The sequence below is a fragment of the Halomonas binhaiensis genome (assembly GCF_008329985.2).
In the GTDB taxonomy this organism is placed as follows: Bacteria; Pseudomonadota; Gammaproteobacteria; order Pseudomonadales; family Halomonadaceae; genus Halomonas; species Halomonas binhaiensis.
The window spans coordinates 4603207-4626947 of sequence record NZ_CP038437.2; the positions used below are offsets into that span (position 1 = coordinate 4603207).

Annotated in this window: 21 protein-coding genes and 1 pseudogene; 10 read left to right on the forward strand and 12 right to left on the reverse strand. The window is 53.8% G+C overall.

Annotated features, from left to right (window positions below):
- Window positions 1-99: 99 nt before the first annotated feature.
- Window positions 100-1038, forward strand: a complete 939-nt coding sequence (locus E4T21_RS20070; protein ID WP_149286718.1) for a LysR substrate-binding domain-containing protein — start codon at window positions 100-102, stop codon at window positions 1036-1038.
- Here the strand turns inward: E4T21_RS20070 and E4T21_RS20075 are convergent.
- The 3 genes from E4T21_RS20075 to E4T21_RS20085 form a co-directional block, all read right to left on the reverse strand.
- Window positions 1032-1760, reverse strand: coding sequence for an amino acid ABC transporter ATP-binding protein (locus tag E4T21_RS20075; protein WP_149287342.1), 729 nt, complete (start codon window positions 1758-1760; stop codon window positions 1032-1034). The two genes, E4T21_RS20070 and E4T21_RS20075, sit on opposite strands and share 7 nt — an antisense overlap.
- A 299-nt stretch (window positions 1761-2059) precedes the next feature.
- Window positions 2060-3163 (reverse strand): amino acid ABC transporter permease, encoded by a 1104-nt coding sequence (locus E4T21_RS20080; RefSeq protein ID WP_149286719.1) that lies wholly within the window; start codon window positions 3161-3163, stop codon window positions 2060-2062.
- A 1-nt stretch (window position 3164) separates the two neighbouring features.
- A complete protein-coding gene (locus tag E4T21_RS20085; protein WP_149286720.1) occupies window positions 3165-4340 on the reverse strand; it encodes an amino acid ABC transporter permease in 1176 nt (391 codons plus the stop codon).
- 17 nt (window positions 4341-4357) lie between these two features.
- Here E4T21_RS20085 and E4T21_RS20090 point away from each other — a divergent pair, with 17 nt between their 5' ends.
- Window positions 4358-4537 (forward strand): hypothetical protein, encoded by a 180-nt coding sequence (locus E4T21_RS20090; protein ID WP_149286721.1) that lies wholly within the window; start codon window positions 4358-4360, stop codon window positions 4535-4537.
- On the opposite strand, the gene E4T21_RS20095 is transcribed toward E4T21_RS20090, so the two are convergent.
- Together E4T21_RS20095 and norR are read right to left on the reverse strand one after the other, a co-directional pair.
- Window positions 4516-5547, reverse strand: coding sequence for an amino acid ABC transporter substrate-binding protein (locus tag E4T21_RS20095; protein WP_149286722.1), 1032 nt, complete (start codon window positions 5545-5547; stop codon window positions 4516-4518). The genes E4T21_RS20090 and E4T21_RS20095 overlap by 22 nt on opposite strands.
- A gap of 230 nt (window positions 5548-5777) precedes the next feature.
- Window positions 5778-7340 carry a nitric oxide reductase transcriptional regulator NorR gene (gene norR / locus E4T21_RS20100; RefSeq protein ID WP_149286723.1) on the reverse strand — a complete coding sequence of 521 codons (1563 nt, stop codon included), beginning with the start codon at window positions 7338-7340 and terminating at the stop codon, window positions 5778-5780.
- 237 nt (window positions 7341-7577) lie between these two features.
- Here norR and hmpA point away from each other — a divergent pair, with 237 nt between their 5' ends.
- Window positions 7578-8753: an NO-inducible flavohemoprotein gene (hmpA, locus tag E4T21_RS20105; RefSeq protein ID WP_149286724.1), complete on the forward strand. Its 1176-nt coding sequence runs from the start codon at window positions 7578-7580 to the stop codon at window positions 8751-8753.
- A gap of 95 nt (window positions 8754-8848) precedes the next feature.
- Here the strand turns inward: hmpA and E4T21_RS20110 are convergent, their stop codons facing one another.
- From E4T21_RS20110 to yiaK, 4 genes are all read right to left on the reverse strand, one after another.
- Complete coding sequence (locus E4T21_RS20110) at window positions 8849-10363, reverse strand: tripartite tricarboxylate transporter permease (RefSeq protein ID WP_149286725.1); 1515 nt, start codon at window positions 10361-10363, stop codon at window positions 8849-8851.
- 3 nt (window positions 10364-10366) lie between these two features.
- A complete protein-coding gene (locus tag E4T21_RS20115; RefSeq protein ID WP_149286726.1) occupies window positions 10367-10858 on the reverse strand; it encodes a tripartite tricarboxylate transporter TctB family protein in 492 nt (163 codons plus the stop codon).
- Between the two features lie 62 nt (window positions 10859-10920).
- Window positions 10921-11889, reverse strand: a complete 969-nt coding sequence (locus E4T21_RS20120; protein ID WP_149286727.1) for a Bug family tripartite tricarboxylate transporter substrate binding protein — start codon at window positions 11887-11889, stop codon at window positions 10921-10923.
- Window positions 11890-12039: 150 nt separating this feature from the next.
- Window positions 12040-13053 (reverse strand): 3-dehydro-L-gulonate 2-dehydrogenase, encoded by a 1014-nt coding sequence (gene yiaK, locus E4T21_RS20125; RefSeq protein ID WP_149286728.1) that lies wholly within the window; start codon window positions 13051-13053, stop codon window positions 12040-12042.
- Between the two features lie 207 nt (window positions 13054-13260).
- On the opposite strand from yiaK, the gene E4T21_RS20130 reads away from it, so the two are divergent.
- Together E4T21_RS20130 and E4T21_RS20135 are read left to right on the forward strand one after the other, a co-directional pair.
- Entirely contained in the window at window positions 13261-13578 is a 318-nt protein-coding gene (locus E4T21_RS20130; RefSeq protein ID WP_149286729.1) for an NIPSNAP family protein, read from the forward strand.
- An 85-nt stretch (window positions 13579-13663) separates the two neighbouring features.
- Window positions 13664-15316: a thiamine pyrophosphate-binding protein gene (locus E4T21_RS20135; RefSeq protein ID WP_149286730.1), complete on the forward strand. Its 1653-nt coding sequence runs from the start codon at window positions 13664-13666 to the stop codon at window positions 15314-15316.
- A 271-nt stretch (window positions 15317-15587) separates the two neighbouring features.
- Here E4T21_RS20135 and E4T21_RS21720 read toward each other — a convergent pair.
- Window positions 15588-15797, reverse strand: a pseudogene (locus E4T21_RS21720) (transposase); the annotation flags it as partial.
- A 602-nt stretch (window positions 15798-16399) separates the two neighbouring features.
- Here E4T21_RS21720 and E4T21_RS20140 point away from each other — a divergent pair.
- The 4 genes from E4T21_RS20140 to E4T21_RS20155 all read left to right on the forward strand — a co-directional run bounded on the left by E4T21_RS20140 (window position 16400) and on the right by E4T21_RS20155 (window position 21042).
- Window positions 16400-17380, forward strand: coding sequence for a ThiF family adenylyltransferase (locus E4T21_RS20140; protein ID WP_149286731.1), 981 nt, complete (start codon window positions 16400-16402; stop codon window positions 17378-17380).
- A gap of 29 nt (window positions 17381-17409) precedes the next feature.
- Entirely contained in the window at window positions 17410-18285 is an 876-nt protein-coding gene (locus tag E4T21_RS20145) for a hypothetical protein (protein WP_149286732.1), read from the forward strand.
- A 385-nt stretch (window positions 18286-18670) separates the two neighbouring features.
- A complete protein-coding gene (locus E4T21_RS20150) occupies window positions 18671-19768 on the forward strand; it encodes a JmjC domain-containing protein (protein ID WP_149286733.1) in 1098 nt (365 codons plus the stop codon).
- Window positions 19768-21042, forward strand: coding sequence for an MFS transporter (locus tag E4T21_RS20155; protein ID WP_149286734.1), 1275 nt, complete (start codon window positions 19768-19770; stop codon window positions 21040-21042). The genes E4T21_RS20150 and E4T21_RS20155 overlap by 1 nt, the downstream gene beginning before the upstream one ends.
- Before the next feature lie 132 nt (window positions 21043-21174).
- Here E4T21_RS20155 and E4T21_RS20160 read toward each other — a convergent pair whose 3' ends face one another.
- Both E4T21_RS20160 and E4T21_RS20165 read right to left on the reverse strand, forming a co-directional pair.
- Window positions 21175-21606, reverse strand: a complete 432-nt coding sequence (locus E4T21_RS20160) for a GNAT family N-acetyltransferase (RefSeq protein WP_240349406.1) — start codon at window positions 21604-21606, stop codon at window positions 21175-21177.
- 76 nt (window positions 21607-21682) lie between these two features.
- Complete coding sequence (locus E4T21_RS20165) at window positions 21683-22057, reverse strand: nuclear transport factor 2 family protein (protein WP_149286736.1); 375 nt, start codon at window positions 22055-22057, stop codon at window positions 21683-21685.
- A gap of 310 nt (window positions 22058-22367) precedes the next feature.
- Between E4T21_RS20165 and aptA the strand changes: the two genes are divergently transcribed.
- The gene (aptA, locus tag E4T21_RS20170; protein WP_149286737.1) at window positions 22368-23720 is read left to right on the forward strand and encodes an omega-aminotransferase AptA; all 1353 of its coding nucleotides are present in this window, start codon (window positions 22368-22370) and stop codon (window positions 23718-23720) included.
- Window positions 23721-23741: the final 21 nt, after the last annotated feature.

The window sequence follows — 23741 nt, forward strand, 5'->3', positions numbered from 1 at the left end:
GCGAATATCATATCTGCTACGGATGCTAGCCTATAGTGGGAACAGCAGGTTGAAGGAGCACCTCTTTCAGCACACTTTATTCATTCTTGAAACTCTCTCATGAAAGCTCGTCACCTTCCTTCCACAGTTACCATACAGTGCTTCGAGACCGCAGCGCGGCACCTCAGCTTTACCCGTGCCGCCGAAGAGTTGAGCATTACCCAGAGTGCCGTCAGCAAGCAGGTGGCGCAGTTGGAAGATGTGCTGCAGCGCAAGCTTTTTCGCCGCCTGAGGCGCAGTCTGGTGCTGACGCCGGAAGGCGCGCTGTACCTGAGCGAAGCGCGCAAGATTCTGGCCCAGCTCGAGATGTCGACCAATACCATCCAGACCTGGAGCGGCCAGGGCGAAGTGCTGAAAGTCGCGACCTTGCCGACTTTCGGCAGCCGCTGGCTGGCACGCCATCTCCCCGCCTTCCTCGAAGCCCGCCCACAACTGACCCTGCAGCTCACCGATCGTGTCGAGGCCTTCGACGTTCATGGTGAAGGCCTCGATGTGGCCGTGTTCCACGGCCATGGCAGTTGGCCAGGGCTCGAATGCCACCGACTGTTTGGCGAAGAGGTCGTTGCGGTGGCCGCCCCGCATTACCTGGTCGAGCGGCAGCCGGATGCCGCCCGGGCCTTCGGCGACTGTCGTCTGCTGCACCTCGCTACCCGCCCTGCAGCCTGGCACCACTGGTTTGCCGGCCAGAGCATCCGCAGCGAGCGCAGCTACTACGGTACGCGGGTCGAGACCTTCCACACCCTGATCCAGATGTTGATCAACGGTGCCGGACTGGGGCTAGTACCGCGCTTCCTTATCGACCAGGAACTGGGCAGCGGCCAACTGCAACTCGCCTCTCCCCACGTCCTGACCACTCCCGACGCCTATTACCTGGTTACTCCGGAAGCCCTCGGCGAGCAGCCACACGTCAGGCACTTCATCAACTACCTGGTCGAGCGGGCTGCACAGTCTCCGCCTCTTACTCCACCCCATACCACGCCCCATCAGCGAGCTCAGTGACCAAGGATCTGGCTGAGGAACAGCCTCGTCCGCTCGGAGCGCGGGGCACTGAAGAATGTCTCCGGCGGTGCTTCCTCAAGGATCTGGCCCTGGTCCATGAAAATCACCCGATCCGCTACGGTTCTGGCAAAGCCCATCTCGTGGGTCACACAGAGCATGGTCATGCCATCCCTTGCCAGCTCGACCATGACATCGAGCACCTCCTTGATCATCTCCGGATCGAGAGCCGAAGTCGGTTCATCGAACAACATGACTTCCGGCTTGAGACACAGCGCCCGGGCGATGGCGACGCGTTGCTGCTGACCGCCGGATAACTGGCCGGGATACTTGAGGGCCTGATCGGCAATCTGTACCCGTTCGAGATACTCCATGGCAGTCGCCTCGGCCTCCTTCCGCGGGCGCCGCTGCACCCAGGTCTGGGCGATACAGCAGTTGTCCAGCACCGACAGGTGAGGAAACAGATTGAAGTGCTGGAACACCATGCCGACATGGCGGCGAATCTGCTCGATGCGCTTGACGTCTTCGGTCATATGCATGCCATCGACCACGATATCGCCCTGCTGATGCTCCTCGAGATGATTGATGCAGCGAATCAGGGTCGACTTGCCGGACCCTGATGGCCCGCAGATGACGATACGCTCCCCGCGTTCAACCTTGAGGTCGATATCCCGCAGCACATGAAAGTCGCCATACCACTTGTTGAGCCCGGATATCTCGATCATCGCCGGCTGGTCGGAAGCCGAGACCGGTGATGTACCTTCCGGCATAGAAGTGGCTGATTGAGAAGACATCATCGTTACTCCCGAATCATTGGAATTGTTGTGAGCGTTACGAGCTTCGAGCTTCGAGCTTCGAGCTTCGAGCAGCATGGTCCAGGGAAGCGCTGAATAAATCAGCCGAGCGGGATGAAGCACAAGGCGCACGGAGCGCAACCACCGGAACCTATGGGGTATAGGTGAGGATGGTGAGCACCGCGCAACGTAGTGATTCGCACGCGCAGGCATTTATGCAGCGCTTCCCCTCAATGGCCACGATGCAGGCGCCTCTCCATATACTGACTGTAGCGCGACATGCTGAAGCAGAAGATCCAGAACATCAGTGCCGCAAAGACATACCCTTCCGTCGCGAATCCCAGCCAATCGCTATCGGTCAGCCCGGCACGGATGATCGCCAGCAGGTCGAACAAGCCAATGATCAACACCAGCGAGGTGTCCTTGAACAGCGCGATGAAGGTGTTGACGATGCCGGGAATCACCAGCTTGAGCGCCTGGGGCAGGATGATCAGCCCCATCCGTCGCCAATAGCTGAGCCCCAGCGCCTTGGCAGCTTCCTCCTGGCCCTTGGGGATTGCCTGAAGGCCGCCTCGCACCACCTCGGCCATGTAGGCGCTCCAGAAGAACATGATGCCGATCAGTGCCCGCAGCAGCTTGTTGAACTCGACCTCGTTGGGCACGAACAGCGGCAGCATGACCGATGCCATGAACAGCACAGTGATCAGCGGTACGCCACGCCAGAACTCGATGAAGACGATGCACAGGCTTCTGACCAGCGGCATCTGCGAGCGGCGCCCCAACGCCAGCAAGACGCCAAGCGGCAATGAGCCGACAATCCCCACCGTTGCCACCGTCAGCGTCAGCATCAGGCCACCCCAGCGGCGAGTCGGGACATGGGGCAGATCGAACACCCCGCCCACCAGCAACAGCCAGGCAATGATCGGGAACCCGACAAGGGCAAAGACTACCACCCACTTTCTGGCCGGCATGCGCGGAATCGCCAGCCAGGCAATGGTCGCCGCCATCAACGCCAGGGTGATATCGACCCGGTAGCGCTCTGCCACGGGATAGAAGCCATAGACAATGGTTTCGAAGCGCGCACTGATGAACACCCAGCAGGCCCCTTCACCAGAGCAGGCCTCGCGGCTATCGCCGAGCCAGTCGGCATTGATCAGCGCCCACTGAACCAGCGGTGTCAATGCCCACACCAGCAGTGCCAGCGTCAGCAGGCTGACGATCGAGTTGACCGGACCATTGAACAACCGCGAGCGCAGCCAGCCGACCAGACCATGGTGGCTGTCCGGCGCCGGACGCGCTGCAATCAAGGTATCTCGCGCAGTGGAATCGTTCATGCTAGCGCTCCTTGATCAGGGTGCGGGCGTTGTAGAAGTTCATGAACGCCGACACCACGAGACTGATGGTCAGATACACCGCCATGGTGATGGCAATGATCTCGATCGCCTGCCCGGTCTGGTTCAGGGAAGTACCAGCGAAGACCGCCACCAGGTCGGGATAGCCGATCGCCGTCGCCAGTGACGAGTTCTTGATCAGGTTCAGATACTGGCTGGTCAGCTGCGGCACGATGACTCGCATGGCCTGGGGTATCACCACCTTGCGCAAGGTGATATTGGCCGGCAACCCGATGGCCCGCGAGGCCTCGACCTGGCCGGAGGGCACCGACTGGATGCCCGAGCGCACGATCTCAGCGATGAAGGACGCCGTATAGATCGATAGCGCCAGCCACAGCGCCATCAGCTCGGGAATGATCGTGATGCCGCCACGGAAGTTGAAACCCTTCAGTTCCGGCATCTCCCAGCTCAGTGGCGAACCACTGATGACAAAAGCCAGCAGCGGCAGACCGACAATCATCGCCGTGCCGACCCAGTACACCGGCAGTGCCTTGCCGGTGCGCTCCTGCAGACGTCGTGCGTAGATTGCAAAGGCAATACTGGCAACAACCGCCACCGTCAGCGCTGCCAGCGTCAGCCCGAAGCCCGTTTCAGGCACCGGTGCCGGCACCACCAGGCCACGTACATTAAGAAACACCGCCTCCATCAATGACAGGCTCTGACGCGGGCTGGGCAATGCCTGGAGCACCGCGAAGTACCAGAACAGAATCTGCACCAACAGCGGAATATTGCGAAATATCTCGACGTAGGCAGCCGCCAGGCGCGCCAGCAGCCAATTGGGTGACAGGCGGGCAATGCCAACAGCAAAGCCAATGATGGTCGCTGCCACGATGCCCATGGCCGAGACCAGCAACGTATTGAGCAGGCCAACGATAAAAGTGCGCCCGTAGGTGCTGTTGCCGGGAAAGTCGATCAGCGTCTGGGGTATGGAAAATCCAGCTCGCTCGTTCAGGAAGGCAAAGCCGGTGGTAATGCCGCGCTCATCCAGGTTGGTCAGGGCATTGTTCACCATCATGGTAATCAAGGCCACCAGACCAGCAAGCAGTAACGCCTGGATGATCAGAGCACGGAACGCAGGGCGCCGCCACAGAGGGACGTGGCTGGCAGGGGGTATCGACATGACAGGCCTCTGACGCAATGGCTCGACAATGTCGCGGAGGCAACCCGCGCCATCATCCAGTCAGTTGGGAAACCGGACCGCAGCCCGCGACCTTGACGCCGCAGAGCCCGGTCAACTCACGGGTCGGCCCGGCAGGTGATCCCGCCCACACGGGATGCAACCTGCCGGGTCGGGCTCAGCGAATCGGCGGTGCGTAGAGAATCCCGCCCTGATCCCACAATGCGTTCAAGCCACGGCTGATCTTGAGTGGTGAGTTGGCCCCTACGGTGTCATCGAATACTTCGCCGTAGTTGCCCACCTGGGAAATGATGTTGTAGACCCAGTCGTTGCTGAGCCCCAACTGCTCGCCATAGGTCCCTTCCACCCCCAGAAGACGTGCCACCTGAGGATTCGGCGGATCATTCTTCATCTGCTCGACATTCTCGCGGGTTACCCCAAGTTCCTCGGCATTGACCATGGCGAATACCGTCCACCTGACGATGTTGAACCACTGATCGTCGCCTTGACGAACCACTGGACCGAGAGGTTCCTTCGAGATCAGTTGCGTCATGATCTCGACACTATCCGGATCGGGCAGTTGCAGGCGCAAGGCACTGAGCTGAGAGGTATCGGAGGTCAACACATCGCAGCGCCCACTGGCGAAACCGGATGCCGTCTGGTCGGGGGTATCGAAGGTCACGGTGCTGATCTCGATGCCCTTGGACGGAAAGTAATCAGCCAGATTGAGTTCGTGAGTCGTGCCGGACTGGATACAGATGGAGGCTCCGTCCAGGTCCTCGAGACTGGTCACGCCGAGATCCTTCGAGACCATGAAGCCCTGGCCGTCGTAGAAGGTGGTAGCGGTGAAATTGAGCCCTAGCGAATTGTCACGGGTTGCCGTCCAGGTCGTGTTGCGAGACAGCACGTCGATCTCCCCGGATTGCAGCGCAGTGAAGCGCTCCTTGGCCGTAAGCGGTGTGAACTCGACCTGGTCAGGGTCACCGAAGATCGCTGACGAAAGGGCTCGGCAGGTTTCCACGTCCAGCCCCTGCCACTGACCACTGGCATCTGGTGAGGAAAACCCGGAGAGCCCGACATTGACGCCGCAGGTGAGGTTGCCACGCTGCTTGACCTCATCCAGGGTCGCAGCGGAGGCTGCACTTGCCATGCCCAGCCCCAGGGCCGCGACAGAGAGATGGATCAGCATCTTGTTATTGTTGCGTTTCATGCTTTCAACTCCGATCGGTTGCGTTGGCTGATTGTTGTCGACTTGCCTATTTGCCGAATCACGCAATTTACTATCGGAGCCAAAACGTCCCTGGTCAACGCTGGTTTTAAACGCTAGCTCGAATTCCGCCGGCCAAGCGCATGGCAACGCCCTTCTCGTTGCTCGTTGCTCGTTGCTCGTTGCTCGTAGCTCGTAGCTCGTAGCTCGTAGCTCGTAGCTCGTAGCTCAAATCATTCCTTCAACCCCAAGCGCCTGGCCAAACGATGCAGGTTGCCCGCATCCATCCCCAGCTCCCTGGCAGCCCCCGCCCAATTTCCCTGTTCGGCCAAGGCATGCTGTATATGCTCACGCTGGAAGGCATCCGTGGCCTCCCGCAGGTTGATCACGACAGCATTACCTGGCACAGGCTTGTTGATGGAATGCCCTTCTTCAGGAGATTCGGCGACATCCTGACGACCCTCCATACGGGGATCGAGCCCCAGGTGATGAGGGTTGATGCGTACCACTCGGCGTCTGGGATCGGCCACAGGAGTCGCCTCCGCCACAGCCAGCAACGATGCCCTGGCCAATACATGCTCCAGTTCACGCACATTGCCCGGCCACGCCCAGGTACTCAGAGCCTGCCGTGCCTCCGGGTCTAGGCGCAGATTGCCCACGCCTAGACGAATGCGGTTTTCTTCCTGAAAGTGTCCGATCAGCAGCGGCAAGTCTTCTGGACGCTCGCGCAGAGGCGGAACACGTAACGGAAAGGCACTGAGACGGTGATAGAGGTCTTCGCGGAAACGGCCGGCGGTGACTTCCGCTGCCAGGTCGCGGTTGGTCACGGCGACCACGCGAACATCCACGCTGCGGGACCGCTCACTGCCCAGGGCCTGAATCTCCCCTTCCTGCAACGCTCGGAGTAGCTTGGGCTGCAGTACCAAGGGCAGTTCTCCGACCTCATCGAGGACCAGGGTGCCGCCATCCGCCATGGCGAAATGCCCGCGATGATCCCGTGTCGCCCCGGAAAAGGCCCCCCGCTGATGGCCAAACAGAGCGCTTTCAATCAATGAGGCCGGTAGTGCAGCACAGTTGACCATGACCAGGGGGCCGTCCGCCCGGCGCGAATACTCATGCACTGCCCGGGAAATCCTTTCCTTGCCCACGCCAGTCTCTCCATGCACCAGCACACTCATGTCAGAGGCTGCCACCAGTTCTATCGAAGCCATCAGCTGACGCATGGCCGGACTGTTCCAGCGGCTCACGATGGATGGCTTGAGCGGTGTTTCCTGAGTCACCGCCAATTGCATGCGGGCAGAGCCTAGCCGCTCGGCAAGGCACAGACAGGTGCCGAGCAGATCGGCTGCGGCAATCAATCCTTCATCATCCAGGGCTGCCAGGCGCCCTGGGGTCAGGGCATCCAGCGTTACCATTCCGATCAGGCGCTTGCCATCACGCAGGGCAACTCCCAGGCAATCGTGCACCTGACTCAGTTCCTCATCGAGCAGGCCATCATAAGGGTCCGGCAGGGGGGAATCAGCCGGAAAACGACACACCTTCGGTGTTTCTGCAATGGCCGCCAAGCGTGGGTGCTCTTCCAGCAGAAATGTCTTGCCACGCACACTCTCCGGCAGGCCGATCACTGCCACCGGCACAAGGCCATTGCCCTGATGCACCAGTAACGCGCTGGCATCGGCCCGGGTTCCCGCCACCAGCGTCTCAAGCAGGTCCTGCCAGGCTTCCACCAGACCATCGTCATCATTGCCCCCGAGGCGTACCAGCAGTTCCCGCAGGCGCTGCATGAACGTCACCATGGCCTGTCCCCTGAATTGTCAATTTCACAATCATCAATGTCATTATGACAATCAATGTAGTGTCATTCTGACATCGCAACAACGAGCCGTCAGCACGCGTCTCTATCCGACATGGAACTGAAATGCGCCTGGCACAAGGCCTGCAGGCAACCCTATGCGGCAGGATGACGCAGGTCTGTCATGCCGGCATGCGGGTTGCGACAAGAAAGGAGAATGATCTCACCTAGGAGTCACGCCATGACCACAGCTGCTCAGGACGCTATCATCGACGCCACTGCTCCCGTTGTCGCCGAACACCTGAATGCCATTACCGCCTGTTTCTATCCGTTGATGTTCGAGCGCTACCCTGAGGTGGCCAGCTTCTTCAACCAGACCCATCAGCATGATGGCGCCCAGCCGCGCGCACTGGCTCAGTCCGTACTGGCCTATGTAGGCCTGCGCAAGCGCCCGGCCGAGGCCCAGGCGGCCATGGCCACCGCGATCAGCAAGCACGTATCACTGGGCATTCAGCCTGAGCAGTATCCCATTGTTGGCGAATGTCTGATGGCTGCCATCGGAGAGGTACTGGGTGATGCCGTCACTGCGGAAATCGCCGATGCCTGGGGCGCTCTGTACCAGGATCTGGCCGACCTGCTGATTGCCGCCGAGGCTCAGCGTTACGATGCGTTCGCCCACAGTCAGGGCGGCTGGTCAGGCACGCGTGACTTCCGCATCGCTGACATCCGCCAGGAAAGCGACGTCATCCGCTCATTCTATCTTGAACCCGTCGATGGCGGCCCAGTGGCAGAAGCCAAGCCCGGCCAATACATCGGCCTCAAGCTGAACATCAACGGCCAGACCACACACCGCCACTATAGCCTGTCGGGCCTGCTCAATGGCCGCGGCTATCGCATTTCCGTCAAGCAGGAACCGGAAGGCCTGGTAAGCAATTGGCTGCACCAGCATGCCAAGGTCGGTGATGTGCTGGAGCTGTTGCCACCCGCTGGCGAGCTGACCCTGGACGACAGTGACACCCCCGTGGTGCTGATCAGCGGCGGCGTCGGCCAGACCCCCATGCTGCCCCTGGTGCGTCAGGCACTAAAGCAGGGCCGTCAGGTGAGCTATTTGCATGCGGCACGCAGTGCTCAGCATCATGCCTTTGCCCATGATCTCAAGGAGCTTGCTGCCCAGCATCCCGACCAGCTGACCACCCTGGTCGCCTACGAAGAAGGCACAGGCGGCGATGTGCAAGGGCGCATCGAGAAGGAAGTGCTGGCCCGCCTACTGCCAAGCGACAAGGCACAGTGCTACTTCGTCGGCCCTCAGGAATTCATGAGTGTGATGGATCGTTATCTGGAGGAGCTAGGCGTTCCCGGCAGCCAGCGTCATTACGAGCATTTCGGCCCGTCGCGTCCCTTGCACACCGCAGCCTGAAATCACCAGCAGAGCATTCTGCCCGGTAAAAATGCACAAGGCCGCATCGGTTCCGATGCGGCCTTGTGCCATCAATCACCAGCATGAAAGATGATCTAGGCGTGCTGGCGCGCCTGTGGCTTGCGAATCACCATGAAGTAATAGAACACACCGGTCAGGGCCAGGAAGAATAGGCTATCCGGGCTGGTCAGGAAGATCAGCGGACTGCCATCGGAAATCGACAGCGAACGTCGACAGTATTCCTCGAGACTTGGCCCCAGCACGAACCCCAGCAGCAGGCAGGCGACCGGATAGCCATGTCGGCGCAGGAAGTAAGCCAGAATGCCGAACAGCAGCGCCAGGCCCATCTGAAACATCGAATAGGTCGCCACATAGCAGCCGACCAACGCGATCACCGCGATGCTGGCGTAGAGAATGTCCCGTCGGATCGACACGATGCGCACGAACCAGGGTCCCAGCAGATAGAGCGTCAACGGCACCAGGACCAGGGCTGATATAAACAGGGCCATGAACATGGGTGCGATCAGTGCCATCTGGCTGTCGAGGAACTGTGGCCCAGGCTGCAGACCATTGATTACCAGAACCCCCAGCACAATTGCCGTCGTCGGGTCGCCTGGTATGCCGAATGACAGCATCGGTACAAAGGCACCGCTGCACATGGCGTTGTTGGCGCCCTCGGCAGCGGCGATACCCTCCACGGACCCCTTGCCATACTTCTCGGGGTGTTTCGAACTGCGCATCGACTCGGCATAGGCGACAAACGCCGCCATCGAGCCACCGGCCCCAGGCAGGACGCCAACCGCGTAGCCGATGACGGCACACTTCACATAGCGATAGAAGCCGATTTCCCGCACCTCACTCCATGGTGGAATGAAGTCGCGACGCCGGATCGGAGCCGCCTTGACGTCCGCAGCTTCCACGGTGCGTGCTGACTTGTTCTCGGCCTGTACCAGCAGCTCGCTGATGGCGAAGGCTCCGATCACCAACGGCATGATGTCGATCCCCTGCATCAACACGGCAGTGCCGAAAGTGAACCTGGTCACTGGCTGCATCACATCAATGCCGACGGTGGCGACCATGACCCCTAGTGTGGTTGCCACCAGTCCCTTGGATATCGCCCCGCGCTGGGAAATGACAATCACGATCAAGGCGAAGGCAATCAACGCAAACTTGCCTGGCGTGCGTATCAACAGCGCTGCATCGGTTGCCAGTGGCGCAACTACCATCAACAACACCGCGCCCAGAGCACCACCAATCATCGAGGCCAGAGCTGCATGGCCCAGCGCCTTGGCGCCTTCCCCACGCTGCTGCATGGGGTAGCCTTCAATGGCGGTCATCATCGACGCTGGTGCACCGGGAATATTGATGGTGGTTGCAGTGATGCTGCCGCTACACATTCCCGCCATAAAGATACTGGCACAGGCCACCAGCGCCGCCGTGACATCGAGGCTATAGGTCAGCGGCAGCAACAGCGCGATGGCCAGCATCGAGGTCAACCCCGGTACCGCACCGAAGAAGGTACCGATCAGGTAACCGCCGATCAGGTAGGGAAGAATGTCGGGTTGCATGAGTACGGCAAACCCACGCATCAGTTCAGCAACATAATCCATGTGTTATCCCCACAGTACCGGTAAGCGGACCCGGAACACCCACTCGAAGAGTCCGTACCCCAACACCGCAATGGCCACGGCAATCAGCGCCTTGACCAGCAGTTGCCCTGGAGCGGGACGCCCGGCGCTGAACACCAGGGTCATGGCAAAGGCATAGAGCGTGGTGCTGATGAAGTACCCCAGCGATGAGAACAACGCGATATAGACGGCGGTCAACACCACCACCGCGAGGGGCCCGAATGACCTGCTGGCATCCGTCTCCGTAGATGGCTCGTCTTCATTCTCGGCAGCCGCCTTGCGCCGATCCCCCAGCATTGACGCCGCCAATGCCACCAGCATGATCAAGCCGAGCACCACCGGGAAAAAGGAAGCGGTGATATTGCCGTTACTGAGCGGCGGCGCAATGCCAAGTGCCGCCACCAGATAGACCAGGGTCAGGGCCAGCAGCAGCACGACGACACCCGCGCGGCTACCCAACCAGGACAGAATTCTCATGCTTAGCCCTCATGAATAGAACACCGCCATGTATCGACACGGCGGAGAAACCTCTGTCAGGCTCACTGTCCCAGCAGCCCCGCTTCCTTGAGCTCGTCCATGCGGCCAAAGAGCTCCTGCTGTGTTGTCTGCGCCCAGTCGCTGACCTCGTCATGGCCCAGCCAGTTGGGTGTCACACCGACATCGACCAACCAGCTCTGGAATTCCTCGCTGTCGTAGGCCTGTTGATAAGCCTCCTCCAGGGCCGAGATAGCCTCGTCCGGCGTATTGGCCGGCGCCGCGAGGATGACGAAGCTACCCATCTGAATGTCGTAGCCCAACTCCGTGGCGGGAGGAACATCGGGGAAGCTCTCGCTCTGCACATCGGTGAACTCCACCAGGCCACGCGCATCCCCCGAAGAGATCAGCGACTCGAAATCGCCCAGGCTGGTGAGGGCAAAATCCACTTCACCGTTGAGCAGCGCTTCCTTCTGCGGCGCTGCACCGCCAGGATAGGACACCACCTTGAATTCCACGCCGGCCTGATCCTGCAGTTGGAGTAGCGTCAGGTGGGTACGGCTGCCCATGTTCTGGATACCGGCACGGACCTCGCCGGGAGCCTCTTTCGCCGCGTCGATCAACTCCTCGAGACTGGCATACGGCGAATCATCGGGTACCACAATGGAATCCGGTTCGCTGGTAATCCGCGCAATCAGGTCAAGCTTGTCGATATCGTATCCGGCCAGCATGCCCTGCCAGGGAATCGTCACCACGCTATCGTAGGTCAGGGCGACCAGGGTATAGCCATCAGGCCGGGCGCCAAGCGCCTGAACCAGACCATTGGCACTCATGCCGCCTTCGATGTTCTCTACATAGAGGGTGCCGCCGAGCGAATCTTCGGCGAGATTGGAGATCTTGCGCACGATGCCGTCGGTGCCACCGCCCGCGCCCCAGGGCACGATCATGCGAACGTCACGCTGTGGATAATCGGCGTATGCGGCGGTAGCGGTGATCAGGGCCACCAGACCTAGAACCGGTATTGACTTGCGCATGGCGTTTACTCCCTTGGATTGTTATTGGGTTTCAGCCGGATGCACCGGCCTGAGCTGCGGCAACGACCGTTCTCTCTGTAGCAACTGTTGTGTAGCAACCGTTATCGCTGTAACAACGGATATCTCTGCTGCGGTTTTCAACATCCATCATCAGACAGGCAGCGCCAGTACGGCCTGCCAGGTGTCATCAGGTATCTGAACAAGTTCATCGGGACCATGTCGTCGATGGTTCATCGTCGCTTGGCCTGGCCAGCGAACCGGTCGCCCCATTGCATCCGGCTCGCTGGCAGCAAGATGACCGGTAATCCCGGCGCAGAGCGCCTCGCAGGCCTCCTGGCCACCGAGATGCCGAGGATCGAAAATCATGAAGATCTGGGAACAACCGGTACCACTGCCGCGCTGTATACGGTCAATTTGATGACTGGCATTGCCCTGGGACAGTAATGCGGCCAGAGCATCCAGCAGGATGGCCAGACCGGAACCCTTCCAGTAGCCCGTCGGCAACAATCGTCGAGTAGCAGCGATTACCCCTGGGTCGCGACTGAGACGCCCCTGCCCATCAAAGCCCCCATCCACCGCTAGTGTCTCCCCGGCTGCGGACAGCGTGGCCAGCTTGCCGTAGGAAAACTGCGACATGGCCATGTCCAGCACCAGAGGCCCCTCTTTCGAGGGCACGGCCATGACCAGCGGATTGTTGCCGATGCTCTGATTCCTGGCCCCCCAGGCCGGCATGCAGGACTCGGTATTGGTCCACATGATGGCGGCATACCCTTGCTCTGCAGCATGCCAGCCATAGGTGCCACCACGCATCCAGTGTGTGGTGTTGCGAACCGCGACCAGCCCCATGCCATGCTGGCTGGCCAGTGCCATGGCACGCTCGGTGGCGTTGAGGGCGTGGCACACGCCAATACCTTGCCCTCCATCGAAGACCTCCAGGGTATCCAGGCGAGTGATCGGTGTCAGAGTCGCCTGCGGATCAACCCACCCTCTGGCGAGATAGTCGATAAACCTAGGGATGCGGCCTACGCCGTGGGAGACCACGCCATCCCGCGTCGACTCGGCATGCACACGAGCACAGAGAGCGGCATCCTCGGCACCTAACCCAGCCACTCGGAGGATTCGCTCGAGACGCTTTTCCAACTCGACGAAGGGAATCTCAGCCACGACAGATCCTTAAATAATACATCATACAAATGACAACCAAGGACAACATAGACCCCGCCTCCGCAGAGCGGTATGCAACTTTAGTGGACGCCAGATCATCGCACCCAGTCCCCCACTATGGTCGAACTCGCATACAAAGATCATATGTACTACTAATAGAAGAACTACTCATGCATCTTTTTCCACATTCCCCCATCAGGAAGCCACATGATCGTCGATCTACGCACCTACACCATGGTTCCCGGCCGCCTCAACGCCTTTCTCGAACTCTACGAACGCGAAGGCCTGCCCATTCAGAAGCGTCATCTGGGAAATCTCATCGGCTACTTCACGACCGAGACAGGTACCCACAATCAGGTTGTCCACCTGTGGGGATACGAGTCGGCGGCAGACCGTGAGCGGCGCCGCACCGCCATGGAGCAGGATCCAGAGTGGATCGCCTACCGCAAGAAGAGCGCGGAAGCCGGCAACGTCCAGCATCAGTGCAACAAGCTGCTGCGTTCAACGTCGTTTTCGCCGTTGTGAGTTGATCAGTGTGGCGTCCTGCAGGTTCAGCCACACTGCTACTGCCATACTTCCAGCAGCCACTCTCTCCTGACGGAACAATGCCATGACCTCTCACACCAGTGCCCACGGTGGCCAGGTGCTCATCAAGGCCCTCGCCGCCCAGGGCGTCGAACGGGTTTTCTGTGTACCTGGCGAAAGCTATCTTGCCGCTCTCGACGCCTTGCATGATGCCGATATCGATACCATCGTCGCTCGTCACGAAGGTGGTGCCGCGATGATGGCCGAGGCCGACGGCAAGCTCACCGGCCAGCCAGGAGTCGCCTTCGTGACCCGAGGACCCGGCGCGACCAATGCTTCCAGTGGCGTGCACGTTGCCTTCCAGGACTCGACACCGATGGTGCTGTTCATCGGTCAGGTCGCCAGTGATCAGCGTGATCGAGAGGCCTTCCAGGAAGTCGACTACGGCGCGATGTTTGCGCCGCTGGCCAAGTGGGTTGCCACCATCGATCGTGCGGATCGCATTCCGGAATACGTCAGCCATGCCTTCCATGTCGCCCAGAGTGGTCGCCCCGGCCCGGTGGTACTGGCCCTGCCGGAAGACATGCTGTCGAGCCATTGCCAAGCCGAAGTACTGCCCGCGGCTAATCTTCCCAGCGGCAGGGCGAATCACCAGGACGTCCAGACAGTCATCGATGCACTTGCCGAGGCCGAGAAGCCCATGGTCATTGTCGGTGGCAGCGGCTGGTCACAGGCTGCCGCACGGGCACTGGGGCAGTTCGCCGAGCGCTGCCAACTGCCGGTTGGCGCCGCCTTTCGTTGCCAGGACTACCTCGACAACCGTCAACCACACTACGTCGGAGATGTAGGAATCGGCATCAATCCAGCACTGGCCGAGCGCATCAAGGACGCGGATGTGGTGCTGGCGCTGGGCGCCCGGCTTGGTGAAATGACTACCAGCGGCTACACGCTGCTGACGCCGCCCAGGTCCCGGCAGCGCCTGATCCACATACACGCCGATGCCGACGAGCTCGGCCGGGTCTATCGTCCGGACCTGCCGGTGGTGGCCAGGGCCGGAGTGATGGTGCAGCAGTTGGCTGAGCATGCCGTGCCGCCGCGCAGTGATCGACGAGCTTGGCTGGAGGCGGCGCGGGCCGACTATGAGGCCTGGCAGGTCCCGGAGCCGACTCCCGGTGCGCTGCGCATGGAGACCTTGATCCATCACCTCAATGAAGCCCTCCCGGACGATGCCATTGTGACTAACGGGGCGGGTAACTACTCCGCATGGCTCCACCGTTACTATCGTTATCGTGATTTTCGTACCCAGCTGGCTCCTACCTCAGGTTCGATGGGCTACGGCCTGCCCGCCGCCGTGGCAGCCAAACTGCGCTATCCCGAGCGGGAGGTGATCTGCCTGGCAGGGGATGGCTGCTTTCAGATGGTGTCCCAGGAGTTCGGTACCGCCTGTCAGTATGGCGCCAACATCATTGTGCTGGTGTCCAACAATGGCATGTACGGCACCATTCGCATGCATCAGCAGCGCCGTTATCCTCAGCGACCTTCAGCGACGGATCTCTCCAACCCGGATTTCGCCGCTCTGGCGCAGGCCTATGGGGGTTATGGCGAGGTCATCCGTGAAGACAAGGAGATAGCATCGGCACTGGATCGTGCCCGCCAGGCGGGTCGCCCGGCAATCCTCGAACTGCGTGTCGATCGAGAAGCCCTTTCTCCGCGGTTGCGTCTGGAGAAATCGAACTGAAGGAATTGGGAGCCCCCTCCGACAGTGATAAGCCTCGGCCATACGCCGGCCAAGAGCCGCCTGTTGATGCCTGGGGACGTGGCACCATGCGTAGTGCCGCTGCGGGTGCGCGAAGACAGAGAACATGCACTGAATGCTGAATGCTGAATGCTGAATGCTGAATGCCTGACAATGCTGATGAATGAAGTCTTAACCACCTCAGGTTCTTGGCAAATACATCGCGGTTTTTTTGCAATATCAAGCTCTGCGACTTCTCGGCCAGCTGACACTTGAGCCGGGCATTCTCATCGGCAAGAGTCTGCTCACGTTCTGAAGCGCTTTGCTGATGTTGGGCCTTGGTGTGCCACTGGTAGATCTTGCAGGGCTGAAGGTCCAGCTCTCGGGCGGTGGCACTAAAGCCAATACAGTCGGCGAAGGCCTCGTCCTTGAAGACTTGAGAGTAACGGACACGGATCCTCTGTATCGAAGTTGGTTGGCGCACCTCGTCTCAGTGCACTGCCCTAACGGGATGTCCACTGCTCCAGGGCGAGATCATTCTGTCCTCCTGAAGGCCTCATTATGATCCATGCAGCTCTGAAGAGGGCTCTAATAAAATATGGATCACAAATATTTATCAAAATAATTAATTAACAAATAGTTGATCGCAACGTGAAACGTCACAATCTTATTCTTATATTATAGATATATTAGAAACAGCATATAACTAGGCCAAATCAGCCATAAAACTGCTAAAATAACTTACACCAATTATAGCTTATTTCTTACAGTAAACTTGGAGCAGATGACATAAATTAAATTTGCAGATTGAAATTACTATCTGCGATATAAAGATAAGCTATATTATCTATTCAGGAGATTAGTAATGTCTGACTATACTAAAGTTTATTCAATTCAAGCTGCCGACGTTGAACTGGAAATCAAAGAGAAAGAGTGGGACCCCTCAGGAGGACAAGGTGGCGGCACTCATCGTTGTTAATTGAGTAGCCAAAGGGTCGGCAATAGCCGGCCCTTCTATGAAAAATATAATTATTCTAGTTATATTCATTACGACATAGGAAATATTATTTCTAATAAAGGAAAGGCATGAAATATTTAATTCTCTCTCCAAGATGGACTGTTTCTAGGTTAGGATCTGATTTATTTTTCAGATCTGATGATAAACAAATTGAAATAAAAAATATTGAAAACATTGAAAACATTGAAAACATTGAAAATATTATAGAAAAGATCCAAGCAGGCCCTTTCTTATCCGAAAGTTTATTAGAACCTTTACTTGATTTTTTACTGTCTCGTAAAATCTTAGTATCGTCAGATGGATATAAGCAACATCCTCCAAAACTAGATCGGCAATGTGAATACTGGAGATCATTAAATGAGAATCCTTCTGATGCTCTCAATCGAATACAGAGCGCACATGTATCTATTGTTGGTGTAGGGGGCATTGGATCTATCGTTGCTGAAATTTTGTCTGGCTGCGGAGTGAAAAACTTCTCTCTCATTGACAATGATAGAGTCGAAGAATCTAACTTTAATAGGCAATATCTATTTGAAGATAAAGATATAGGTGAATTTAAATCATATGTTGTAAAAGAATGGATTATTTCAAGACACCAAGACGCAAGGGTGGATACATATATAGAAACTTATCCTAATAATAAGGTAAGAGATAAAATATTCGAGAAGTCTGATTTAATTATAGCTTCATTTGATATGCCTAGTATTGATGCACCATTATCACTATTAGAAGATTGCTGGGAAGCAGGAATACCCTCGGCTTTCGCTACAACAGGAATAACTAAATGCTTGATTTCTCCAATTTTCGATCCATCTTTATCGGAACTACCACCTATAAAAGCATTTGAAATCTCTCATCATATGAAAGATAGGCCTCCGGTAATTGCATCATCTGGAGCTTCTAATTCATATACAGCCTCATTCTTGTCAGAGCAGGCTATGCTACATCTTGCAGGAATAAAAGAAGAGGTTAATTACTCACACTCGATGATTCTTAGCAGAAGATCAGGAAAGGTATCATCCTCATTTCACAAAATAGTTAAAATATAACAATGAAAATATTAAGAATTGAAAGTGATATGGAAAAATGCTTTTCCTCTAAGAGAATCGAGTATCATTCAGAATTTATTTCATCACAAACCCGAGCCCCATTAATACAAGAAAATCATTCTGGAGATGTAAGTGGAAATCTTCTTAGTCTTGGCAAGAGAATTTTTGATGATATGTGGGAGTATATCCCAGGGTCTTTATGGCCACGCAATGTTTCCATTATAGAAGGGTTCCAATGTATCATTAAAAATATTATTGAATATTCTCAAACTACAGATGGAATCTGGCTAAGCAAGATAATAAAAAATCTATACATACATAAGGATTCATTGAGAATAAAAACCAGGTTCCCTATATCTGATTTAAATAGAGTGTTGACATGTCCAAGGCTTAATATGGAGCATATTAAAAATGAAAGGGTGGGGGATTTTATTTTAAATAAAAGTCTTAAAAATGAATTTCTTATCCCCCAATCAGATAATTTGCCAAAAATTGAGTTAGTGCCTACATCGAACAGGTTTGTTGGGAAGCGTTTGTTTGAAGAAGGGAAGCTAGATATAGGTTGGGGAATCGGTGTTCCGTCTAGTTTTTTTGATGTTTCAGATTCAGGGCCATTTTCTTCCGAAGCATATCTACCAATGCATTATTTTGTTCATGCTGGAAGCCAAGTTAGCGAAGAGAAATGGCTTTGGGTTAAAGAAAGTTTAATTGATTTATATATGGATATCCCCGGAGTCATCTCAACCCGTTCAAGGTACATGGATTTAGATTTCACTGATAATAATCACCTAATAGATAGAATTAAGCTGAGAAAGACCTGTAAGGAAAGTAAACCTCTTTATTACTCTGACTTTGATCCAAATCGTGAGGTAGCATATAGAATCGCAAAACACACAGGAGTGTAATTTACATCCAGAAAAAACAGGCTATGAGGAAATTGTTAGAAACTCAAAATCATTACAAGATGGATTTACACTTTCTATTCGTGCTCCTGTACATGCAGGACTCATGGGCGCGATACCTGAGTCGTTGGCCTTTATAAATCCAAGGGGTATGAATAACAATAGGATATTACATGAATTTTCTGAAAAAATAAAAACTGTATGGGGGACAAGCAATATTGATAAACATCTCTTGGTTTCACTTGATAAGAATATTAATGCTGCGTGTAGAAAAATAGTTATTGGACGCCTTCGACCCCGCTTCAGATCAGGAGTCAATATCCCAATTTCATCAGGTGGGATAATTTCTCTGAAAAACATTAACACAAGTTAAAAATGGAAATAACAAATGAATATTTACAATAATGTTTATCATGCTCTACATGATCTTAAATCAAGAAAATCAACTCATGGTAAACTACAAGAACTACCATTTTTATTCGGTTTCAAGGAGGTCGGTGAAATATTGAATAGCCCTATTACAAGATCGATTCAGATAAGAGTTGTCCAGAATGGGAGGCTAGTTCCTAGAAAAGATTATACTCGCTCATATTCCTTGGGGCGCGATACCATTCATGACGCACTCGATAATGATAGAATTGTAGACCTTATTATTAATGGTGCGACAGTAGCAATTGATTCCTTAGAGTACTTAAGTAGTGATATCCAAAGTATATGTAAAAAAATGAGTGAGATATTTGGAATTTCAGCCACTGCTACTGCATATATAACTCCTCCACATAGACCCGGGCTCATGCCTCATACTGATGAAGAAGAAATTCTTGTCATCCAAACCTCTGGGAGTAAGAATTGGCGTTATTCACCACCTAGTGATGATATAGCTTATTCTGAAATTGTTGGTAACGATATATTAAGTAACTCTACGTCGGTAATGCTAAAGAAGGGATATACTTTGTGTTTACCATCAGGGGCTCCACACGAGGCAAACACCGGATATGAAGCATCAATTCATCTCACTTTTTCTGTAGAGAAAGAGCGATACTCTGATTTGATCAAGAGTATAATAGAAATTGAGGAGAAAAATAGAAACCCTTTATTAACTACACAGTTTTCTCACGTAGAAGAAGTCAATAGGATAAAATTAAGAAAAGCTTTGATTAAAATATATAACTCTATTGATGATCATGAAATTGGAACTGGAGACGTAAAAAAAGACCATTGCTATACTTCATGGGATAATCTTCAGGGAAAAGAAATAAAAATAAATCTTTTGGAAGATATCCATATGACAGAGTCTAGTGAAAGATTAATAATAGAAAGTAATAGCATGCCTGGAAGGATAATCCTCACAAGAGATGTTAAGGCATTCTTAGAAGAATTAAAAGAAAAAAAATATAAACTCCTAAATGAAAAGAACAAAGGACACATTGGGAAGTTGTTATTTGTTTTATCTGGATATAATGTTATAAAAATAGAGATAGCATAATGAGAACAATACCGTATGAGAAGAATAAATTCCTTGATATTAGAAAAACCCGTATATTATCAACAGAAGCTTTGTCTGTTCTATCTTCACAGATGATTTCATTTTCTATATCTATTGTAGCTGTCTCATTTACTAATATGAGTGACGCAGAAGTAGGTCTAATAGGTACTTTTGCCGGACTGGGAACTTTTATTTTCTTACTGTTTTTCATGCCTATTGCAGATATTGGAAGAAAAGATATTTTGATGGGTGGTATATCTTTGTTTAGGGCCATAGTGTCTGGAACTATAGCGTATTATGCTATACAAGGAAATATTGACAGCATAACTATTTTAGTATCTGTTTTTTTCTTGTCCGGAGCATCCTCAGTCTATGAAAGTACTTTTTCTGCATACCTACCCTGTATAGTAAAACGAAACGAACTCCCTAGAATGAATAGCTGGATCGCTGGTCTAAGGTCAGCCATGGATATTGGCGCAGGATCTATTTCAGGAGTTGTTCTAGCAACCGGAGGGCCTATAAGTATGTTTCTGATGATCACGTCATTATATATAATATCAAGTTTGGGACCTCTTTCATTTAGAAAGGAGTTTATGGAGAAAAAGTCATCAAAATCAATACAGAGAGGCAACAACTGGCTTAGATCAGCTTTTATGGGAATAAAAATCCTCCTTAAAGACCCTAGACAAAGAATTCTTAATATCAGCATAGTTCATTTTAATATTTTTACAGCAGCCATACAGTCTATCTACATAGTATATACTGTTCGCTATGTTGGAATGAGTGAGCTAGAGTTGGGAGTAGCAGGAAGTATAGGAGGGGCGATAGGCCTGAGTGGGGTTTATCTCTCGGAAAGGCTATTCAAAAGATTTAGTATGAAGGCCCTTATGGGAGGAACCCTAATAGCCCCAGGCTTTTCCTGCCTCGCCATTTTAGCATTACCTGTTGTCTCATCGAAATTGACCACCATAATTCTAGGAATTTCTTTGGGCCTATGGATTGCATCAGTTCTCATTAATGTTGCTGCTTTCGAGACACAGAAACAGATCCTTGTTCCAGAGGAACATATAGGAAAATACTCTGCCGCAAGCCGGCTGGTCACTTGGGGAGTTGATCCACTCGGTTCCGCGCTTGGTGTTATTGGGGTATTAACTCTCCCCCTACCATTAGTCTTATTAATAGCTACTCTTGGTATATTTAGTTCTAGCATATGGATTTTTACTAGCCAATCTCTAAGTGATCTACCTTTGAAGTCTCTATGCAGTTTTACATGACCTTTCCCATATTGGTGGCCTCAATTGGATACAACTGTATGTGACAATGTATTCCTCAGGAGGCCATCATCATAGACAAATCTATATGAACCATACTCTGGCAGTTAACCAGCCCTCTTTAATCACACAATATTATCCCATATTTTTATAGATATCTGGGCGTATGACATGCCATACAAAGCTATCTCTATTGATTGCCGTATATCCACATTTCTCATATAACCATGGAGCTGTAGAGGTCACCAGCATTATACGCCTCAAGCGCTTCATGTCAGGGTGAGAATGGCAACACTTCATTAGCCATCCAGCAAGCCCTATCTTCTGGTATGCTTCCAGAATATAAACATCACATAGGTATCCAAAAGTACAATAATCGGTAACCACCCGAGCAAAGCCAATTTTTTTATTCTTGTCAAAAAGACCAAAATTCAGGCTGTGTGAAATAGATTCGATAACCGTCTGGAGGTCAATTCCTTCTGCCCAAGAAGATTTTGTGAGGTAATCATGAATAGCCTTAATATCCAAGCAGTTATTATCTGTTGTTATCCAGAAGCCACCTTTCATCCATTCCACCGAAGACTCCATGTTTACTACCGTCTATTAAATATAATCTCTACTAAAACTCATCATCTCACCAACATCAAATAGCCTCATAGCATAAATATGCTATTTGCCAACGATCATCAACAACCATCCATACTTCAAAGAAGTCATATCGACCAACTATTTCGCTCTCACAATAAACTGTGGCACGGCCACTCACTGTTGTACAACCAGGATGCTCACGAACCTCATCGATGGATTCTCTAAAATCAACAATATCACACTTGTTTACCAATCTTTTATATCTATTTTTCCTGACGTTTGACAGCTGCTCATCTTTAGAGATTATGGTTTCCCCTGATTTGACAAAAAAGAAAGGGGATTCGATATCTGCAAGACAGTCAACATCACCTTTGAAATAGGCTTCAATCCATAATTTCCTGACCTTTTCTAAAGATATATTGATTTCCATTATAAATTCCTTAGACTATTTTCAATATCTCATAAGAATCTCCACTACATATCAAATCAAGTTATATATTTCCTACAAGCCCACTCAAAGCGCTTAATTTCTCTGCTGCAATTTTCCTTTAGTTTCAGCGCTATGGAGTTATCTGCAGTGCGTAGATGAATGGCTCTTCTGCCATCATTTCCACAACCACCCCCCTTTACGTCAGCCATGGCTAACGTGAACGCAAGTAAAGCAGGATTTTACTCACCCGACGCTCACGACATGCTGGGACAGATACCTTGAATCGATATCCGTACCCAGGAGAACCGCCATGCAGGCCTTCGATGCACCGACTGCGCAGACCTCGCCCCGCGATGACAACGCGCTCAACTCGCATTACTGGATGCCTTTCAGCTCCAATCGCGACTTCCGCGAGAATCCGCGCCTGATCACGGGTGCCGAAGGCCGTTATCTGATCGACGACCAGGGCCGTCGCCTGTTCGATTCGCTCTCTGGTCTGTGGACCTGTGGCGCGGGCCACAACCGTGAAGAGATCCAGACGGCGGTTGCCCAGCAGTTGGGCAGCCTGGATTTTGCACCCAGCTTCCAGATCTCACACCCGCTGGCGTTCAAGCTGGCCGAGAAGGTTGCCAGCCTCACGCCCAAGGGGCTGGATCATGTGTTCTTCACTGACTCAGGCTCGGAGTCTGCGGACACTGCGCTGAAAATGGCCAAGGCTTACTGGCGGCTCAAGGGGCATCCGGAAAAGACCCGCCTGATCGGTCGTGCCAAGGGCTATCACGGGGTCAATATCGGTGGCACCAGCCTGGGAGGCATCGGTGGCAACCGCAAGCACTATGGCCAACTGCTCGATGCCAGCCACCTGCCGCATACCTTGCAGCCTCAGTTGACCTTCACCCGGGGCCAGGCCGATACGGGTGCCGAACTGGCCGATGCCCTGCTTGAGCAGATTGCTCTGCACGATGCCTCGACCATCGCCGCCGTGATCGTCGAGCCGATGTCCGGTTCGGCCGGCGTCATCGTGCCGCCCAAGGGCTATCTGGAGCGCTTGCGCGCTATCTGCGATGCCCATGACATCCTGCTGATCTTCGACGAGGTCATCACCGCCTTTGGTCGTTGTGGTGCCAACACGGGTTCTGCTGCGCTTGGCGTCACTCCGGACCTGATGACCATCGCCAAGCAGCTGACCAATGGCGCAGTTCCCATGGGCGCGGTCATTGCCTCCACGGAGATCTACGACACTTTCATGCATGCAGGTGGCCCGCAGCATGCCATCGAATTCACCCACGGATACACCTACAGCGGCCACCCGGTGGCCTGTGCCGCAGGCCTGGCGGCTCTCGACCTGCTCGAGCGTGAGGATTTTCCCGCACAGGTGCGGGCCATCGCTCCAGTGTTCGAAGACAAGCTCCATGCCCTCAAGGGGCGCTCGCATGTGGTCGATATCCGCAACTTCGGCCTGGCGGGCGCCATTCAGCTTGCACCGCGCAATGGCGACCCGAGCATCCGTCCACGGGACGCCCACCTGGCCTTGTGGGAAGCTGGCTTCTACGTACGCTACGGTGGCGACACCCTGCAGTTCGGCCCTCCCTTCTCTACCACCGAGGCAGAACTGGAGCGGCTGTTCGATGCCGTGGCCGGTGTCCTCGACAGCCTGAACTGATAGAGAGTATCTCGTCTATTC

What these genes read in the sequence shown, in the direction of transcription:
- E4T21_RS20160 (WP_240349406.1), bottom strand. Translation starts at nt 21,606, where the DNA reads ATGAAAGGTGGCTTCTGGATAACAACAGATAATAACTGCTTGGATATT.
- E4T21_RS20110 (WP_149286725.1), bottom strand. Translation starts at nt 10,363, where the DNA reads ATGGATTATGTTGCTGAACTGATGCGTGGGTTTGCCGTACTCATGCAA.
- E4T21_RS20145 (WP_149286732.1), top strand. Translation starts at nt 17,410, where the DNA reads ATGGAAAAATGCTTTTCCTCTAAGAGAATCGAGTATCATTCAGAATTT.
- E4T21_RS20095 (WP_149286722.1), bottom strand. Translation starts at nt 5,547, where the DNA reads ATGAAACGCAACAATAACAAGATGCTGATCCATCTCTCTGTCGCGGCC.
- E4T21_RS20165 (WP_149286736.1), bottom strand. Translation starts at nt 22,057, where the DNA reads ATGGAAATCAATATATCTTTAGAAAAGGTCAGGAAATTATGGATTGAA.
- aptA (WP_149286737.1), top strand. Translation starts at nt 22,368, where the DNA reads ATGCAGGCCTTCGATGCACCGACTGCGCAGACCTCGCCCCGCGATGAC.
- hmpA (WP_149286724.1), top strand. Translation starts at nt 7,578, where the DNA reads ATGACCACAGCTGCTCAGGACGCTATCATCGACGCCACTGCTCCCGTT.
- E4T21_RS20120 (WP_149286727.1), bottom strand. Translation starts at nt 11,889, where the DNA reads ATGCGCAAGTCAATACCGGTTCTAGGTCTGGTGGCCCTGATCACCGCT.
- E4T21_RS20130 (WP_149286729.1), top strand. Translation starts at nt 13,261, where the DNA reads ATGATCGTCGATCTACGCACCTACACCATGGTTCCCGGCCGCCTCAAC.
- E4T21_RS20150 (WP_149286733.1), top strand. Translation starts at nt 18,671, where the DNA reads ATGAATATTTACAATAATGTTTATCATGCTCTACATGATCTTAAATCA.
- E4T21_RS20115 (WP_149286726.1), bottom strand. Translation starts at nt 10,858, where the DNA reads ATGAGAATTCTGTCCTGGTTGGGTAGCCGCGCGGGTGTCGTCGTGCTG.
- E4T21_RS20085 (WP_149286720.1), bottom strand. Translation starts at nt 4,340, where the DNA reads ATGTCGATACCCCCTGCCAGCCACGTCCCTCTGTGGCGGCGCCCTGCG.
- norR (WP_149286723.1), bottom strand. Translation starts at nt 7,340, where the DNA reads ATGGTGACGTTCATGCAGCGCCTGCGGGAACTGCTGGTACGCCTCGGG.
- E4T21_RS20090 (WP_149286721.1), top strand. Translation starts at nt 4,358, where the DNA reads ATGGCTCGACAATGTCGCGGAGGCAACCCGCGCCATCATCCAGTCAGT.
- E4T21_RS20080 (WP_149286719.1), bottom strand. Translation starts at nt 3,163, where the DNA reads ATGAACGATTCCACTGCGCGAGATACCTTGATTGCAGCGCGTCCGGCG.
- E4T21_RS20155 (WP_149286734.1), top strand. Translation starts at nt 19,768, where the DNA reads ATGAGAACAATACCGTATGAGAAGAATAAATTCCTTGATATTAGAAAA.
- E4T21_RS20135 (WP_149286730.1), top strand. Translation starts at nt 13,664, where the DNA reads ATGACCTCTCACACCAGTGCCCACGGTGGCCAGGTGCTCATCAAGGCC.
- E4T21_RS20140 (WP_149286731.1), top strand. Translation starts at nt 16,400, where the DNA reads ATGAAATATTTAATTCTCTCTCCAAGATGGACTGTTTCTAGGTTAGGA.
- E4T21_RS20075 (WP_149287342.1), bottom strand. Translation starts at nt 1,760, where the DNA reads ATGATCGAGATATCCGGGCTCAACAAGTGGTATGGCGACTTTCATGTG.
- E4T21_RS20070 (WP_149286718.1), top strand. Translation starts at nt 100, where the DNA reads ATGAAAGCTCGTCACCTTCCTTCCACAGTTACCATACAGTGCTTCGAG.